Origin of the sequence: Nocardioides sp. NBC_00163 (genome assembly GCF_045206295.1) — a bacterium.
Taxonomy (GTDB): Bacteria; Actinomycetota; Actinomycetes; order Propionibacteriales; family Nocardioidaceae; genus Nocardioides.
In genome coordinates, this window is record NZ_CP108155.1 from 5490531 (window position 1) to 5506688 (window position 16158).

The following is a 16158-nucleotide window of genomic DNA, read 5'->3' on the forward strand; positions in this document are numbered from 1 at the left end:
TAAACCAGCAAACACCCAAGCGAGGTGGCGCATCTTGTGGGCGGTATGTCTCGCCCCGTCACGCACACGATCTCGGCGAGTCAGAGCTTCAGCCGTCGAATCCTTCGACCAGCTCAGCTGGGGCGGCGGCGAGCCAGGCGTCGACCAGTAGGTCGCGGAGATCTCCGGGGTCGATGACGCTGAGCTCGATGAGTACGGCGGGGTAGTTGTTGAAGTGCTCGATGGTGAAGACGCCGTCGATACCGGCGGCGAGGACGCCTTCCTTCTCGTGCAGGTCGGCGGTGTTGACCGCGATGATCGGAGGATCGGGCGGGGTCTGGTCGCCGAAACGCTTGAGGTCGGCCTTGCTGAACGGGCGGAGCCAGGCGAAGCCCTTGCCGCGTACGGACCAGGTCGGGTTCCCGTAGCGCTCGCCCTCGGTGACCTCGGGCAGTTCGCCGATGATCCGAGCCACGTCTTGGAGCGTTGCCATGCTTGGAGCGTAGTTTGTGGCGCTGCTCGATCGGGCTGGATCGACCAAGCCGGTGAGTAAGGTCGGTTCGGTGACGTCCATGGTCGACTCGGTCGTGTCCCGGCTGTTGCGGACCCGCGCTGTCGTACGTGCGCCGATCTGGCTCTATCGACACCGGGCCGGGTGGCTTCTCGGATCCCGGATATTGATGCTCGAGCACATCGGACGCCGATCAGGGGTCCCGCGGTATGTATGCCTCGAGGTCGTGGAGCGGCCGAGCGTGGACGAGATCGTCGTCGTGAGCGGCTTCGGCACCGGGGCGCAGTGGTATCGGAACCTCCTGGCCGAGCCGGCATGCCGCGTCAGCATCGGGAAGCGTACGAGCGTCGCGGCGCAGGCGACGTTACTCTCGGAGCAGGAGTCCGCTGTGGTGCTGGGTCACTATCAGAAGGCACATCCGAAGGCCTGGCGGCGCCTGCGCGGTGCGATCGAGACGGCGGTCGGTCACGAGGTCGAGGGACTGCCGATGGTGAACCTGAGACTCGTAGGAGACTGAGATGCGTCGCAAGTGGCTGTGGTTGATCAAGAACACGCTCAACAAGGTGGCGATGCGGGTGGCTCGTACCGGACACGGCCCGTTCTCGCTCGTGCGCCACGTGGGGCGAAAGTCGGGGAAGACGTACGAGACGCCGATCGTCGTCGCGCGGGTGCCGGAAGGATTCATCGCGGAGCTGACGTACGGCGAGGACGTCAACTGGTACCGCAACATCGTCGCCGCCGGAGGCTGCGAGCTGTTCGTGGACGGGCAGTGGCACCAGGTCTCCGCGATCGAGCCCTATACGTCCGAGGCGGGGCGAGACGCATTCGGCTATCCGGCGAAGCTGGTGCTGCAGGTGCTGCAGAAGCACGAGTTCAGGCTGCTGCGTACGGCCTGATCCTGTGGCGAACTGGGTCATGTCGCTCAACCGCAGGTGAGAGGATCCCCAGGTGAATCCTGCAATCCGTCTCATTCGATCTGCCGAACTCAGTGCCGCACCCTATGCGTACGCGTCGGTCGTGGATAGCGGCGTGCGCCTGGTCTTCCTCGCCGGGGCGTGCCCTCTCGAGAAGGACGGGACGACGGCAGCCGTCGGTGACTACGCAGGCCAGGCTGCGAAATGCATTGAGACTCTGAGCGAGGCTCTCCGGGCAGTGGGCGCAACGCTGGAGAACGTGGTGAACACTCGCGTTCTGGTGGCATCTTCTCAGCGGTCGGATCTCGTCGCGGTGTGGGGAGTCGTGCGGGACGCGTTCGGGGATCATGACGTGCCCAGCACCCTGATGGGCGTGACAGTGCTGGGCTATGAGGATCAGCTGGTCGAGATCGAGGCCATTGCCGCGGTTTCCAGGTGACCACAGCGAGGTCTTCGAGGAGTTCCAGCCGGCATTTCAGGAGCTGACCGCTGCGTACGGTCGGCTGGGTGTCGGCGTGGTCAGTGACCCCGTGGCCGCGACGGTGGGCGTGAACCAGCTGGGTGGGCTGCTGATCCAGGCGGTCGAGGTGGTGATCCGGATGCGGTCACGCGGCGACGAGGTCACCTGTGACCATGCGCAGGCGATCGCGGCGACCTGTCTTCGGATCTGCGGCGCGTCGGAGGAGAGGATCGCTCGCGCGGCGGCTGCGATCAGGGGTTGGGATCGAGGTGGGGGAAGTTGCGGTTGAGGGCCCAGTCGATCCGCACGCGCTGGCTCCGGTCCATCTGAAGGCTGGGGACGATCGTGGGATACACCCATTCGGCGTGGGTGTTCTCAGCTGAGGGAGTGGGCTCGCCGGCGAGGTAGCGGCCGGCGTAGATGATGGAGCACTCCTGGCGTACCTCGCCGTTGGTGGTGTTCTCGATGCGGTGGCGCGGGTCGGTCCAGATCCCGACCAGGCCGGTCACCTCGATGGTGATGCCGGTCTCCTCGAGCGTCTCGCGGACCGCGGCCGCGGTCAGAGACTCGCCGGGCTCCATCGCCCCGCCGGGCATCGTCCAGTTGCCGGTGTCGTTGCGGCGGATCAGCAGGATCCTGCCCGGGTCGTCGAGCACGAAGGCGCCGGCGCTGGGTCGGATGCTGTTCACCTCGGGGGCCGAGGGATCGTTGTGCCAGTCGACTCGCTGGCCCAGGTGGCTCGCCCTGGGCGCGCGCGGACGTGGCGTATGTACAGACGTGTCTGATGTCGGCCGAGATCCCACGGCGCCGAGCATAGCCGAATTTAGCGAGGTCAAACGCACACAAGCAGGGCCGTGCCGGTCAAGAGTTCGACCCCGAAGTAGAACCAGATCGGATAGAAACGTACGGGGGTATCGAGCAGGCGCGAGACGAGTCGGCCACCTGCCATCCCGATCAGGGCGAGGCCGACGGTGGTCACGGCGCCGGTCCGGATGTCGCCGATGTCGAGAGCGGCGGCGCCGAGCACGGCGGCCATGGCGATGCCGAACCCGCCGTAGACCGCGCGGATCTCGGAGCGGGACTCGGGCGTCTTCGCCGAGAGGTGGAACGGGGCGGCGAGTGCGCCCGGGGTGACGAGGGCGTACGTCCCCATCGCGAGGAAGAAGATGCCGATGACGGCGATGGTCAGGCTGGCCACGGTATTCACCGTGGGATCATGACGCGCATGGCGACCGAGCCGCTTCCGGATTCGTGCTGCGACGACGCGCGGCCGACGGTGTGGCTCTGGTCGGGACATGCGGCGTACCGGGGCCCGTCGCTGCGGCTGGGCACGCATTCCGGGTCGGTCACCTGCTTCGCGCTGGGCCTGGATGCTCCTTTCCTGCTGCGATCAGGTCCGGCGGAGCCACGGCGGGTTCGGAGCGCGCTGATCCCTGCGCGTACGTCCCATCAGATCGTCGTGGGGGAGGAGCAGACGATGCTCTTCTTCTACGTCGACCCGGGCGCATCGGGGACAGCGCATCTGTTGGCGGCGATGACCGACCGGGCGGGCACGATCGCGTACGACCATCGCGACGAGGCGGCGCTGCTCGCCGACTGGAGACCCGTCATGGATCCCGAGATGCTGCGGCAACGTCTCCTCGATGCTGGTGAGGCGAACCCGACCGACGAGCGGATCCGCGTCGCGATGCGTCTTCTTCGCGACCGGCCCGGTGAGCGGGAGAGCGCGGCGGAGTTGGCCGCCGCGGTCAACCTCTCCCAGTCCCGTTTCCTGCATCTGTTCTCCGCCCACTCGGGGACGAGCTTTCGCCGCTACCGGCTCTGGGCAAGGATGCGGTACGTGGCTGCGGCCGTCAGCCAGGGCGCAGACCTCTCGACGGCCGCCAGCGATGCGGGGTTCGCCTCACCGAGCCACTTCAGCGACGCCTTCCGGGCGATGTTCGGACTCACCGCCACCCAGCTGCTCTCCAACCAGCTCCGGATCATCGTGATGGAGCACCGCGCGGTCGACGAAACCCTGACTAGCTCGTGACTGCGCCGACCGCGGCCGACTGCACCGTACGCCGGTACTTGCCGAGCACCCCGCGCTGATACCTCGAGGGGAGTGGCTCCCAGCCGACCTTCCGCCGCTCCAGTTCCTCGGGTTCCACGCCGACCTCGAGGGTGCGGTTGACGACGTCGAGGACGATGGGGTCGCCGTCGCGGACGAAGGCGATCGGGCCGGCGTCGACGGCCTCTGGGGCAATGTGGCCGACGCAGAGGCCCGTGGTTCCTCCTGAGAACCGGCCGTCGGTGATCAGCAGGACATCCTTGCCGAGACCAGCGCCCTTGATGGCTCCCGTGATGGCAAGCATCTCCCGCATGCCCGGGCCACCCTTCGGGCCCTCGTTCCGAATGACCACGACGTCGCCCGCGACGATGAGCCCCTCTTCAAGGGCGTCCATCGCGGCCCGCTCACCGTCGAAGACCCGGGCAGTGCCGCGGAAGACGGTGTCGTCGAAGCCTGCTGTCTTGACGACAGCGCCCTCAGGGGCGAGCGAGCCCTTCAGGATGGTGAGACCACCGGTGCGGTGGATCGGCCGCTCGAAGGAGTGGATCACGTCGTCATCGAGCGCGGGCGGGCTCAGCTCGGCGAGGTTCTGCGCCATGGTCTTCCCGGTCACCGTGAGGCAGTCGCCGTGGAGCAGGTTTGCGTCCAGGAGCGCCTTCATCACGACCGGGATCCCGCCGATTTTGTCGACGTCGTTCATGACGTACTTGCCGTAAGGCTTGAGGTCGGCGAGGTGGGGGACCTTCTCTCCGATCCGGGTGAAGTCGTCAAGAGTCAGGTCGACCTCAGCCTCGTTGGCGATGGCCAACAGGTGCAGTACGGCGTTGGTGGAACCGCCGAGGGCCATCACGACGGCGATGGCGTTCTCGAAAGCCTCCTTGGTCATGATCTGACGCGCGGTGATGCCCTTCCGCAGGAGCCCGACCACCGCCTCGCCCGAGCGGTGGGCGAAGCCGTCGCGTCGTCGGTCGACGGCGGGCGGCGCGGCCGAGCCGGGCAACGACATGCCGAGCGCCTCAGCGACAGCAGCCATCGTGTTGGCCGTATACATGCCCCCGCAGGCGCCCTCGCCGGGACAGATCGCCTTCTCGATGCGGGTGACCTCATCGCGACTCATCTTCCCCGCGATACAGGCCCCGACCGCCTCGAAGGCGTCGATGATCGTGACGTCGCGGCCGTCGACCTGCCCGGGCATGGTCGAGCCGGCGTAGAGAAAGACCGATGCGAGATCCAGCCGAGCAGCTGCCATCAACATGCCGGGCAACGACTTGTCACAGCCCGCGAGCAGCACGGAGCCGTCGAGCCGCTCGGCGCTCATCACGGTCTCGACCGAGTCGGCGATGATCTCGCGCGACACCAGCGAGAAGTGCATGCCCTCGTGGCCCATCGAGATTCCGTCGGAGACGGAGATGGTGCCGAACTCCAGTGGATAGCCGGCGGCCGCGTGAACGCCGTTCTTCACTGCTTTTGCGAGCCTGTCGAGGGACAGGTTGCAGGGGGTGATCTCGTTCCACGACGATGCGACGCCGATCTGCGGCTTTGCGAAGTCGTCGTCTCCGAGACCGACGGCCCGCAACATGCCTCGGGCAGCCGTGGCTTCCAGGCCATCGGTGACGGCGCGCGACCTGGGCTTGATGTCAGGTGTGTCGGGGCTGAGTGAGTTCACATGTACGAGGCTAACCGTGTCGTGACCTAGACGCCGGTCGGCAGGGACTCGATGTACTCCTCGGTCGGTCCGAAGTCGGGGTCCGGGTGGACCTCGACGTACGTCGCGGGGTGGGTGAGGTCGAGGACGGAGATCTGGTTGGCGCCGGTGCGCCAAAGGGGAGCGGGGGCGTAGAGGCGGCGTTGGGGGCCGCGGCTCCACAACCGGCCGAGCAGCGTGCCGTTGAGCCAGACGAACCGGTCGCCGTCACCGGGGATGGCGAGCCAGCCGTCGGCGGGTCCGTCGACCTCGATGAGGGCACGGGCGAGGCCGTCGAGGTCGTCAGGGGCCCAACGGTCGAGGGGTGCGGGGTGGTGCTCCCAGCCGTGGACGAGACGCCGGTCGACCTGGACTCCGCCGAGGATCCCTTTGTGCTCGCCGAGCAGCGGGCCGTAGTTGACGCGGCCGAGCGCCTCGACGACCAGGGTCAGCTCGGCGACCTTGCCGAGACCGGGAAGCGTCAGCACCGCGGCTTCGGCGTCGTCCCGCTCGAGCAGGCCGAGGGCGCGCCCGTCGAGGAAGACGTACGCCCGGTCGTGCAGCCCGCGCACGGTGAGATGGACGTCGTGGCTGGGGAGCGTGATCGAGGAGCGGTACGTCACCAGGCCGGTGTCGATGCCGAGTTCCTCGAAGCTCAAAGGCCTGGCCGCGCGCGTCGCCGGTCCGCGGGTCACCAGTGACAGCAGGTCGGTGCCGCGCGAGAGCGGCGCAGAGGAGAACGCGTGACGTGGACCAGTCGGCGGCAGCGCGGGCAGCGCGTCGACCGTCCGCCCGGTGGCGGGCGCCAGGATGTCGCGGTAGAGACGGAACTTCTCCGAGACCCGGCCGTCCTCGCCGACCGGGGCGTCGGAGTCGTAGCTGGTGACGGTGGGCTGGATGCGGCGGCCGTCGTGGTTGGCGCCCGCCCAGAGCCCGAAGTTGGTGCCGCCGTGCGCCATGTAGACGCTGACCGAGCCGCCGAGATCGACGATCTCGCGCAGCGTCGCGGCGGCGCTCTCGGGGGAGCGCACGTGGTGGTTCTCGCCCCAGTGGTCGAACCAGCCGTTCCAGAACTCGGCGCACAGGAAGGGCTCGCCGGGTCGTCGTGACTGCAGCATCGAGTGGGCCTCCTCGGCGCGACTTCCGAAGGTTGCCGTGGCGAGCGTGTCCTCGACCATTCCGGCGTCGAGCATGACCTCGGTCGGGCCGTCGGCGGTGTAGAGCAGCTCGGTGATGCCACGGTCGAGTAGCCCCTGCCGGAGCCAGGTGAGGTGGGCGGCGTCGTCGCCGTAGGAGCCGTACTCGTTCTCCACCTGCACGGCCACGACCGGCCCGCCGTGGCCGGCCTGAAGCGGGACGAGGTGGGGGAGCAGGACATCGAACCAGCGTGAGACGGCGTCCTGGTAGACCGGATCGCTGCTGCGCGGTGCGCGAGTGCGTGCGGTCAACCACGACGGCAGCCCGCCGTTGGTCCACTCGGCGCAGATGTAAGGGCCGGGGCGCACGATCACGTCAAGCCCGAGATCGCCGGCGATCGTGATGAAGCGGGCCAGGTCGCGAGGCCCGGTGAAGTCGGGGGAGAGCCCCTCGTCGGGCTCGTGAAAGTTCCAGGCGACGTAGGTGTCGACGGTGTTGAACCCGGTGGCGGCGACCCGGCGCAGCCGGTCCTCCCAAAGGTCCGGGTGGATGCGGAAGTAGTGGATGGACCCGGACAGGATCCGGTGGGGGGCACCGTGCTTCAGGAACTCGCCGTCGCGCCAGGTCAAGGTGGGGGTCACCCGCCCGAGGTTATGACAACTTTTGAGCACAACCTAGCCAATCCGCGCAAAATTCTGCATGATGGTCGGACCTCGTCAGGCCCACCCCCACCCTCGGGAGTCACGATGCCGAAGCGTTTCCCCACAGCCCTCCTCGCGTCCGTGACGGCCTTCGCCGGCGTGGCCGCCATCGCGCCCGAAAGCCATGCCGCCCCCGCGGGCGGCGGCTTCACGCTGACCTCGCCCGTCCTCAGCGTCCAGGTGGCCGAGGACTTCCCGGCCGTGCTCGGCTACCGGCACACTGCCGGTGGTGAGATCAGCGGCGCCACGACAACGCCGACCGGCGTACGGATCAACGGCACCACGCACACCGCGAAAGTGACCGGCACCCAGGTCGACGCAGACACCGCGACCTACCGGCTGACCTTCGCCGACCTGCCCGGCGTCGAGCTCGACGCGAAGCTCGAGGTGGCCGGCGACGTCGTCACCTTCGCGGTCACCAAGGTGACCGACACCGCCGAGCACCGGGTCGGAACCCTCGACATCCCCGGACACGACCTCCTCTCGGTCAGCTCGGACCAGGCCGGCGCGACCGTGAACACCGCCGTCGTGAGCGCGGACCGCACCACCAACGGAGACACCCACACCGAGGTCACCGCGGACCTGGCCACGACCGAGAAGCCGGTCGGATCCGCGTACGCCATCGTCGACACCGACCAGCTCGCCGCCGCGATCGAGACCAACTCGGTCTACGACCAGAGCGGCGGCGACTCGACCAACGAGCGTGGCCGGATCTGGCGCAGCGTGAGCGCCACCGACAGCGGCCGCCGGGTCGGGCTGTGGAGCGGCCAGTGGACCTACCGGGCGACCGGCTCGCCCTACACCGAGGAGCTCCCGTGGGCGAAGGTCACCATCACCCCCGACGCCAACGGTGACCAGGCCGTCGACTGGCAGGACGGCGCGATCGCGCTGCGCGACATCCAGCGGCCGATGAACGGCGCGGAGGAGACTCCTGAGCGGGTGGTCACCCACATCCCGTTCAACTTCGCCAGCCAGGCGACCCACCCGTTCCTGCGTACGCTCGATGACGTCAAGCGGGTCTCGCTGGCCACCGACGGGCTGGGTCAGCTGGCGGTGCTGAAGGGGTACGGCTCCGAGGGCCACGACTCCGCGCACCCCGACTACGGCGGCAACTACAACACCCGCGCCGGCGGGCTCGACGACCTCAACACCCTGGTCCGCGCGGGCGAGAAGTGGGGCGCCGACTTCGGCGTCCACGTCAACGCGACCGAGGCCTACCCCGAGGCCAAGACCTTCGACGAGACGCTCGTCGAGGAGAGCAAGCCCGGCTGGGACTGGATCGACCAGTCCTACTACATCGACCAGCGCACCGACCTCGCGACCAAGAACATCGTCGACCGCTTCGCCCAGCTGCGCCGCGAGACGCACCCGAACCTCGACTTCCTCTACATCGACGTCTACTACTCCTACGGCTGGCTCCAGGAGCGGCTCGCCCAGGACCTGCGCGGGCAGGGCTGGAACATCGGCACCGAGTGGTCCTACCACTTCGAGGAGGACGCGCTCTGGTCCCACTGGGCCAACGACGAGTCCTACGGCGGCGCCACCAACAAGGGCCTGAACAGCCAGATGATCCGGTTCGTACGCAACGGGCAGAAGGACACCTGGAACCCGGACAAGCTGCTCGGGCACACCGAGATCGTCGAGTTCGAGGGATGGACCGGCGAGAACGACGTCGACGCCTTCTACGACAACATCTGGCAGACGAACCTGCCGACCAAGTACCTGCAGAAGCACCCGATCCTGCGCTGGAGCCCGGACGAGATCGTCCAGGACGGCGGCGTACGCGTCGTCAACACCGGCCAGACCGACGCGACCCGGAAGATCTATCAGAACGGCGACGTCGTGCTCGACGGCGACGCCTACCTCCTCCCGTGGAAGGACAGGCAGCAGGACGGGGCGAAGCTCTACCACTACAACGCCGACGGCGGGCGCACCACCTGGGACCTGACCGACGCGTGGAGCCGGAGCGGCCGGCTCAACGTCTACGAGCTCACCGAGCAGGGCCGGGTCGAGGCGGGCAGCGTCCCGGTTCGGGGCGGCAAGGTCACCCTCGAGGCGAAGGCAGGCACGGCGTACGTCCTGACGAAGTCTCCCGACAGCTCGCCCGACCCGCAGTGGGGCCAGGGCAGTCACATCGCCGACCCGGGCTTCAACGCCGGCGACCTCGATGCCTGGCACCCGAGCGGACCGGCCACGACCGGCCGGACCGCGACCGGCCAGCAGGTCGCCGTCCTGGGCGCCGGTGAGCGCGCCACGATCAGCCAGCGCCTCCAGGGCCTGCGCAGCGGACGCAACGCTCTGGGTGTCTGGGTGGAGGTCGAGCCCGGCCACAGCCGCGCCACCTCGGTCAGCGTCACCTCCGGCGGGAAGACCTACACCAACCGTGTCGAGCGATCGACCGCGAAGAACCTGGTCGCCGCCGACGAGCTGCACAGCACCTACTTCCAGCGTGTCGAGGTCCCCTTCGACGCCGGCCGTGACGGCACGGCGACCGTCAAGATCTCCGCGGAGGCAGGCTCCGGCAGTGTCCGCCTCGATGACGTACGCGTCGTCGCGGTCAAGCGCGACCTGCCGGCCGCGCCCGGGGCGAGGGTCATCGTGAAGGAGGACTTCGAGGAGGTCGTCCAGGGCTGGTCGCCGTTCGTCAAGGGCACCTCGGGCGGCGTCACGGACCCGCGCACCCACCTGGCCGAGCGGCACGAGCCGTACACGCAGAGCGGCTGGAACGGCAAGGTCACCGACGATGTGATCAGCGGCGACTGGTCGCTCAAGTCGCACGCCGAGAACGGCGGCCTCGTCTACCGCACGGTCCCGCAGTCCGTACGTTTCGAGCCCGGGCACCGCTACCGGGTCTCCTTCGACCACCAGACCGAGCGGGCCGACGACTACGAGTGGGTCACCGGCTACGACTCGGTCGCGAGCGGCGACCCGCGCACGGTCGAGGTCGGGGCTCGCCCGATCGGCAAGCAGGTCGAGACGGCTCGGTTCAGCGAGGAGTTCGTGGCCGGCGGCTGCGGCGACTACTGGGTCGGTCTGCGGACCGCCGAAGACAACGGCGCGAACGGCGACATCAGCATCGATGACTTCACCGTCGAGGACCTCGGTGCGGCCGGCGACCTGCCGGCCTGCGCGACCCTCGCCGTCGACGCCGGAGACGAGAAGCTGCTTCCGGGCGCGGCCGGCGAGGTCACCACCACGCTGACCAGCGACGAGGCCTCGGAGACCGGCGCCGGCACGGTCGCTCTCGAGGTGCCGGAGGGCTGGACGGCCGAGGCCACCACGCCGGCGGCCTTCGACTCGCTCGCTCCCGGGGCGAGCCACTCGGTGACCTGGAAGGTCACGCCGCCGGCCGACGCGGCCGAGTCGAGCTATCCGCTCACCGGCTCTGCGACGTACGACTTCGGTGGCGAGACGCGCACGGTGACCCGCTCGGCCACGGTGAAGACCGCGCCGCCCCCGCCGACCGCGGACACCTACGCCAGCGACCTCGGCTGGATCTCGGCCACCAACGGCTGGGGACCGGTCGAGCGCGACACCAGCGTGGGGGAGAACGGTGCCGGCGACGGCGGGCCGATCACGCTCGCCGGCAAGATCTACACCAAGGGGCTGGGCACGCACGCGGTCTCGAAGGTCCGCTACTACCTGGCCGGCAACTGCACCAGCTTCACCGCCGACGTCGGGGTGGACGACGTCCAGACCTCGCGCGGCTCGGTGAGGTTCTCCGTCGTCGCGGACGGGACGACGGTCACCGAGACCGGCACTCTCGGGCCGGCCAGCGCCACCGTTCCGATCACCGCCGATGTCACCGGTGCCGACTATGTCGATCTGGTGGCCGGCGATGCCGGCGACGGGAACGGCAACGACCACGCCGACTGGGCCGATGCGAGGTTCCACTGCGGCCCCTGAGATCTGCGTAGGCTGTCCGGGACCCAGGAAGGGAGCCCATGAGACAACAGCGACTCAACCAGCTGCTCGAGCTGATCAGCGAGCACGGGCACGTGTCGATCGCGGAGGTGGAGAGCGCGCTCGGTGTCTCGGCGGCGACCGCCCGCCGCGACATCGGGCACCTCGCCGAGCAGCGGCTGGTCACCCGGACACATGGCGGCGCGACCGCGCTCGGCTCGGCGTACGAGCTGCCGTTGCAGTACAAGATCGGTCGCCAGGCCGATGCGAAGCGGGCGATCGCGACCGCGGTCGCCGACCTGCTCGTGCCGGGTGAGACGGTCGCGCTCAACGGCGGTACGACGACCAGCGAGGTGGCGCGCGCGATCGGGCGTCACCCCGACCTGGCCGAGGACGACAGCATCACCGTGGTCACCAACGCGCTCAACATCGCCTACGAGCTCTCGATCCGGCCCAACGTCAACATCGTGGTGACCGGCGGGGCCGCGCGCACCCAGTCCTACGAGCTGGTCGGCCCGCTGAGCGAGGGGGTGCTGTCGAAGATCCACATCGACACCGCGATCCTCGGCGTCGACGGCATCAGCACCCGGGCCGGACTCACCACGATCCACCCGGCCGAGGCCAAGATCAGCGCCGACTTCATCGCGGCGGCGCAGCGCACCATCGTCGTGGCCGACAGCACCAAGCTCGAGCATCCGACCTTCGCGCGCATCGGCGACCTCTCTGGTGTCTCGATGCTCGTCACCGACAAACCGGTGCCGGAGTCGCTCGCGAAGGCACTGACCGATGGCGGCACGGAGATCATCGTCACGACTGAGCGATAATGATCATTTGTGGTGCTTTATTGACAGAAACGCGCAGCGCGTTGGATGATTCGGGTCCAGCCGGCAACACATCGGAGGGTGACCCAACACCATGACCGCATCTGCACCGACGACGCATCTCGCAGCCGAGATCGCGACGCAGCCCGCCAACTGGCTGGCTGCCAGGAGCACCGCCGAGCGATCGGCCGATGCTCTGCCGAAGCCGGGGGAGAAGGTCGCGGTCATCGGCTGCGGGACCTCGCTCTACATGGCCCAGGCGTACGCCGCGCTGCGCGAGGAGCAGGGTCACGGCATCACCGACGCCTGGACGCCGACCGAGGCCCGTCTCGACCGGGACTACGACCGGCTGCTGGCGATCACCCGGTCCGGGACCACGACCGAGGTCGTCGACCTGCTTGCCGCGATCCGGGGCAGGATCCCGGCGACGGTGATCTCCTCCTCTCCCGGCACTCCGGCCCTCGATCTCGCTGAGCCGATCCTCATGCCTGAGGTGGACGAGAAGTCGGTGGTCCAGACCCGCTTCGCGACCACCGCGCTCGCCATGCTGCGCTGGCACCTCGGCGAGGACCTGAGCCGGGCCGCCGAGCAGGCCCAGCAGATCATCGACGCCGGCGAGAGCGCGTTCGGTCCGGCGCTGACCGCCGAGCAGCTGACCTTCGTCGGCCGAGGCTGGACCAACGGAGTCGCGCAAGAGGCGGCGCTCAAGCTCCGGGAGTCCGCGCAGCTGTGGACCGAGTCCTACCCGATGATGGAGTACCGCCACGGCCCGCTCTCGATCAGTGCCCCCGGCCGGGTCGTGTGGGCCTTCGGCGACCTGGTTCCGGGCTTCGCCGAGGACGTCGCGGTCACCGGCGCCGATCTGGTGCACCACGAGATCGACCCGCTCGCCGAGCTGGTGCGCGTGCACCTGCTCTGCGTGGAGCGGGCCCGTCGGGCCGGTCTCGATCCCGACGCGCCGCGCAACCTCACGCGCTCGATCATCCTGAGCCCGGCTGCTGCTCCTGCCGAGTGAATCGATGAGCGAGTCTCCTACGCAACCAGCCGCGGAGCGAGCTCTCGCCCTCGCGTTCGATGTCGGCGGCACCTCCGTGCGCGGAGCCGTGGTCGGCGCCGGCGACGTGTCGTTGGCGGAGTCGCGGGTGGCCACTCGCACCGGCCCGGCCGTGCTCGACGACATCGCGCAGCTGGGCGAGCAGCTGCTCGCCGGCCTGAGCCCCCTGGCCCGGTCGCAGGTCGCAGGGGTCGGGGTCGCCTTCCCCGGCCTCGTCGACACCGAGTCCGGGACGTCCCTCAAGGCGGTCAACCTCGGTCTGGTCGACACGCCCGTGGCAGCCCCGCTGGCTGAGCGGCTCGGTCTTCCGGTCTCGGTGTCGCACGACACGGCCGCGGCCGCGGGGGCGATCTGGGCGGACGCCGGCTCGCCGGCCTCCGCGTTTGTCGCCGTCCTCGGGACGGGTGTTGCTGCGGTGACGTACGTCGAAGGGAGGCCGACCGTCGGCGTCTCGGGTCAGGCCGGTGAGCTCGGCCATCTGGTGGTGGACCCGGCCGGGCCGCTGTGCATCTGCGGGCTTCACGGCTGCGTGGAGACGCGCGCGGGTGCTCGGAGCATGCTGCGGCGATACGCGTCGCTGGGCGGTTCCGGGGTCGCCGGCGTCGCCGAGCTCGTCGCGCGGGTCGAGCACGATCCGCGCGCCGCTCGGGTCTGGTCCGAGGCGATCACCGCCCTCGCCGACGGCTTCCTCGCGGTGGGTGCGCTGCTCGCGCCCGGCGAGATCATCCTGGGCGGAGGCGTCGCCGAGGCCAGGGGCTACCTGCTCGAACCGCTACGGGTCCGGATGCGCGAGCGCGCCGGCGTGACCGCGGTCCCGCCCGTACGTCTCTCCGCGCTCGGCGGCCGAGCGGGCCTGGTCGGCGCTGCCCGGCTGGCCCTGGCGGCGACGGGGACGAGCGCATGATCATCACCGTCACGCTCAACCCGGCGATCGACGTGACCTACCGGCTGCCCCAGCTGCGGGTGGGCGAGGTCCACCGCGTCGCCGAGGTCACCAGCCGGCTCGGCGGAAAGGGCGTGAACGTCGCCCGGGTGCTGCACCAGCTCGGCGAGCCGACCCATGCCGTCGGCCTCGCCGACCACGACTTCGGCGAAGCCCTCGCCCGGGAGCTGCCGGCGACCTTCCTGCCCGAGCTGGAAGAGGTACGCCGCACGCTCGTCGTCGTCGCCGAGTCGACGACCTCGCTGTGGGAACCGGGCCGACAGGCGGCTGCCGGCGCCGATCTCAGACTTCTCGACCTCCTGGCCGACCGGATCCCAGCTGCGACGGCCGTCGTCGTCTCCGGCAGCCTCGCGCCCGGAGTGCCCACCGACCTCCCGGCACGGATCGCACGGCTCGCGACAACCGCCGGCGTACCGGTGCTCCTCGATCTCGACGACGCCGCGCTGGCCGCCGCGGTCGGCACTGGCGCCGTCCTGACTCCCAACGAGGACGAGGCTGCGCGCCTGCTGGGCCGGCCGCTCGACGACCCGGCCGCCGCGGTCGCAGCGCTCGCCGCCCGCAATGGTGGTCCGGTCGTGCTGACCCGCGGCCACCACGGGCTGCTCGCGTACGCCGACGGCAGCTGCTGGGAGGTGAGCCCGCCCGCCGGGGTCACCGGGAACCCGACCGGCGCCGGGGACGCGGCCGCCGCCGGGCTCGCCCGAGGTCTCGCCAACGGCAGACCGTGGCCGGAGATCCTTCGCGACGCCGCCGCGCTCGGCGCCGCCGCGGTGGTCACCCCGGTCGCCGGCGAGATCGACCCCGACGCGTACTCATCGTTCCTGGCCGACGTCAGGGTCAGCCGAATCGACCACGAGGAAGACTGACATGCCCCTGGTACCGATGTCGCTGCTGCTCGACAACGCCCGCGGCACCGGCCGCGGCCTGGGCGCGATGAACGTCATCCAGCTCGAGCTGGCCGAGGCGATCGTCGCCGGCGCCGAGCAGGCCGGCCGTCCGGTGGTGCTGCAGATCTCCGAGAACACCGTCGACTACCGCGGCGCGGTGGCGCCCCTGTTGCGGGCGAGCATCGCGATCGCGGAGCGTGCCACGGTGCCGGTCTGCGTACACCTCGACCACGCGACCCGGGTCGAGCTCGTCGAGGAAGCCGTCGAGCTGGGGTGCCCTTCGGTGATGTTCGATGCCTCGAAGCTCGACTACGACTCGAACGTGGCCGCCACCGCCAAGGTCGCGGCCTGGTGTCACGAGCGCGGCGCCTCGGTCGAGTCCGAGCTCGGGGAGGTGGGCGGCAAGGACGGCGTGCACGCACCAGGGGTCCGCACCCAGCCCGCCGAGGCTGCGGCGTACGTCGAGGCCACCGGGGTCGACGCGCTCGCGGTCGCGGTCGGCTCCTCGCACGCGATGACGACGCGTACGGCCAGCCTCGACAACGAGCTCATCACCCGGCTCGCCGCTGCCGTCGACGTGCCGCTCGTGCTGCACGGCTCCTCCGGGGTCCCGGACGAGGGCATCGTCGCGGCCATCGCCGCGGGGATGACCAAGGTCAACATCGCCACCCACCTCAATGCGACCTTCACCCGCGCCGTCCGCGCGGCGATCGCCGACGAGGCGAAGGTCGACCCCCGCAAGTACCTCGGCGCCGGCCGCGATGCGGTGGCCGGCGAGGCCGCCCGCCTCCTCGCGCTGATCGGTGGACCGAGGGTGGACCGCGCAGTGTGACCTGCGTTGGAGTCGCCTCCAATTTGCGATTGATTTTGACTCTTTAGGGCGACCCGGTCGTGGAGTACACCTGCACGGGCACGCCCAACCAGCGTTGGGTGATCGCGGCCGACGGTGCGGCGCTGAAGGTCTCGGCGAAGCACAGCGGTCTCAGCCTGGCGGTCGGCTCGCAGCGGTGGCGCGCCACCCCGAACTAGACCCACCCGGTCGCACTGCTTACATGGCCTCATGAACCGCGCGCCGCGGTGACGGAGGACGGTGGTGAGCAGTGCGACCAGGGAG

At 69.6% G+C, this 16158-nt stretch carries 17 protein-coding genes; 12 read left to right on the plus strand and 5 right to left on the minus strand.

Annotation, left to right across the window (positions count from 1 at the left end; all coding sequences use genetic code 11):
* Positions 1 to 88: 88 nt before the first annotated feature.
* Positions 89 to 472 carry an MmcQ/YjbR family DNA-binding protein gene (locus tag OG801_RS26260; protein WP_406031986.1) on the minus strand — a complete coding sequence of 128 codons (384 nt, stop codon included), beginning with the start codon at positions 470 to 472 and terminating at the stop codon, positions 89 to 91.
* Between the two features lie 187 nt (positions 473 to 659).
* On the opposite strand from OG801_RS26260, the gene OG801_RS26265 reads away from it, so the two are divergent.
* From OG801_RS26265 to OG801_RS26280, 4 genes are read left to right on the plus strand one after another with little or no spacing between them, the layout of a single operon-like run.
* Positions 660 to 1007 carry a nitroreductase family deazaflavin-dependent oxidoreductase gene (locus OG801_RS26265; RefSeq protein WP_406031987.1) on the plus strand — a complete coding sequence of 116 codons (348 nt, stop codon included), beginning with the start codon at positions 660 to 662 and terminating at the stop codon, positions 1005 to 1007.
* 1 nt (position 1008) lies between these two features.
* Positions 1009 to 1386 carry a nitroreductase family deazaflavin-dependent oxidoreductase gene (locus OG801_RS26270; protein WP_406031988.1) on the plus strand — a complete coding sequence of 126 codons (378 nt, stop codon included), beginning with the start codon at positions 1009 to 1011 and terminating at the stop codon, positions 1384 to 1386.
* A 52-nt stretch (positions 1387 to 1438) separates the two neighbouring features.
* On the plus strand, positions 1439 to 1843 hold the full coding sequence (locus tag OG801_RS26275; protein WP_406031989.1) for a RidA family protein: 405 nt from the start codon (positions 1439 to 1441) through the stop codon (positions 1841 to 1843).
* Positions 1824 to 2153, plus strand: coding sequence for a hypothetical protein (locus OG801_RS26280; RefSeq protein ID WP_406031990.1), 330 nt, complete (start codon positions 1824 to 1826; stop codon positions 2151 to 2153). The genes OG801_RS26275 and OG801_RS26280 overlap by 20 nt, the downstream gene beginning before the upstream one ends.
* Here the strand turns inward: OG801_RS26280 and OG801_RS26285 are convergent.
* Both OG801_RS26285 and OG801_RS26290 read right to left on the minus strand, forming a co-directional pair.
* Positions 2116 to 2553 carry an NUDIX domain-containing protein gene (locus tag OG801_RS26285; protein ID WP_355016884.1) on the minus strand — a complete coding sequence of 146 codons (438 nt, stop codon included), beginning with the start codon at positions 2551 to 2553 and terminating at the stop codon, positions 2116 to 2118. The genes OG801_RS26280 and OG801_RS26285 overlap by 38 nt on opposite strands.
* A gap of 143 nt (positions 2554 to 2696) precedes the next feature.
* On the minus strand, positions 2697 to 3062 hold the full coding sequence (locus tag OG801_RS26290) for a DUF4345 family protein (protein ID WP_406031991.1): 366 nt from the start codon (positions 3060 to 3062) through the stop codon (positions 2697 to 2699).
* Between the two features lie 18 nt (positions 3063 to 3080).
* Here OG801_RS26290 and OG801_RS26295 point away from each other — a divergent pair, with 18 nt between their 5' ends.
* Positions 3081 to 3896 carry a helix-turn-helix domain-containing protein gene (locus OG801_RS26295; protein ID WP_406031992.1) on the plus strand — a complete coding sequence of 272 codons (816 nt, stop codon included), beginning with the start codon at positions 3081 to 3083 and terminating at the stop codon, positions 3894 to 3896.
* Here the strand turns inward: OG801_RS26295 and ilvD are convergent.
* Both ilvD and OG801_RS26305 read right to left on the minus strand, forming a co-directional pair.
* Positions 3886 to 5580, minus strand: a complete 1695-nt coding sequence (ilvD, locus tag OG801_RS26300) for a dihydroxy-acid dehydratase (protein WP_406031993.1) — start codon at positions 5578 to 5580, stop codon at positions 3886 to 3888. The two genes, OG801_RS26295 and ilvD, sit on opposite strands and share 11 nt — an antisense overlap.
* 26 nt (positions 5581 to 5606) lie before the next feature.
* Entirely contained in the window at positions 5607 to 7376 is a 1770-nt protein-coding gene (locus tag OG801_RS26305) for a glycoside hydrolase family 35 protein (RefSeq protein ID WP_406031994.1), read from the minus strand.
* A 105-nt stretch (positions 7377 to 7481) separates the two neighbouring features.
* Here OG801_RS26305 and OG801_RS26310 point away from each other — a divergent pair, with 105 nt between their 5' ends.
* The 7 genes from OG801_RS26310 to OG801_RS26340 all read left to right on the plus strand — a co-directional run bounded on the left by OG801_RS26310 (position 7482) and on the right by OG801_RS26340 (position 16073).
* Entirely contained in the window at positions 7482 to 11342 is a 3861-nt protein-coding gene (locus tag OG801_RS26310) for an endo-alpha-N-acetylgalactosaminidase family protein (RefSeq protein WP_406031995.1), read from the plus strand.
* A 38-nt stretch (positions 11343 to 11380) separates the two neighbouring features.
* Positions 11381 to 12163: a DeoR/GlpR family DNA-binding transcription regulator gene (locus tag OG801_RS26315; RefSeq protein ID WP_406031996.1), complete on the plus strand. Its 783-nt coding sequence runs from the start codon at positions 11381 to 11383 to the stop codon at positions 12161 to 12163.
* Positions 12164 to 12254: 91 nt separating this feature from the next.
* The gene (locus OG801_RS26320; protein WP_406031997.1) at positions 12255 to 13175 is read left to right on the plus strand and encodes an SIS domain-containing protein; all 921 of its coding nucleotides are present in this window, start codon (positions 12255 to 12257) and stop codon (positions 13173 to 13175) included.
* Positions 13176 to 13179: 4 nt separating this feature from the next.
* Positions 13180 to 14118, plus strand: coding sequence for an ROK family protein (locus tag OG801_RS26325; RefSeq protein ID WP_406031998.1), 939 nt, complete (start codon positions 13180 to 13182; stop codon positions 14116 to 14118).
* Positions 14115 to 15023 (plus strand): hexose kinase, encoded by a 909-nt coding sequence (locus tag OG801_RS26330; protein ID WP_406031999.1) that lies wholly within the window; start codon positions 14115 to 14117, stop codon positions 15021 to 15023. The genes OG801_RS26325 and OG801_RS26330 overlap by 4 nt, the downstream gene beginning before the upstream one ends.
* 1 nt (position 15024) lies before the next feature.
* Positions 15025 to 15876, plus strand: a complete 852-nt coding sequence (locus OG801_RS26335; RefSeq protein WP_406032000.1) for a class II fructose-bisphosphate aldolase — start codon at positions 15025 to 15027, stop codon at positions 15874 to 15876.
* A 59-nt stretch (positions 15877 to 15935) separates the two neighbouring features.
* Positions 15936 to 16073 carry an RICIN domain-containing protein gene (locus OG801_RS26340; RefSeq protein WP_406032001.1) on the plus strand — a complete coding sequence of 46 codons (138 nt, stop codon included), beginning with the start codon at positions 15936 to 15938 and terminating at the stop codon, positions 16071 to 16073.
* Positions 16074 to 16158: the final 85 nt, after the last annotated feature.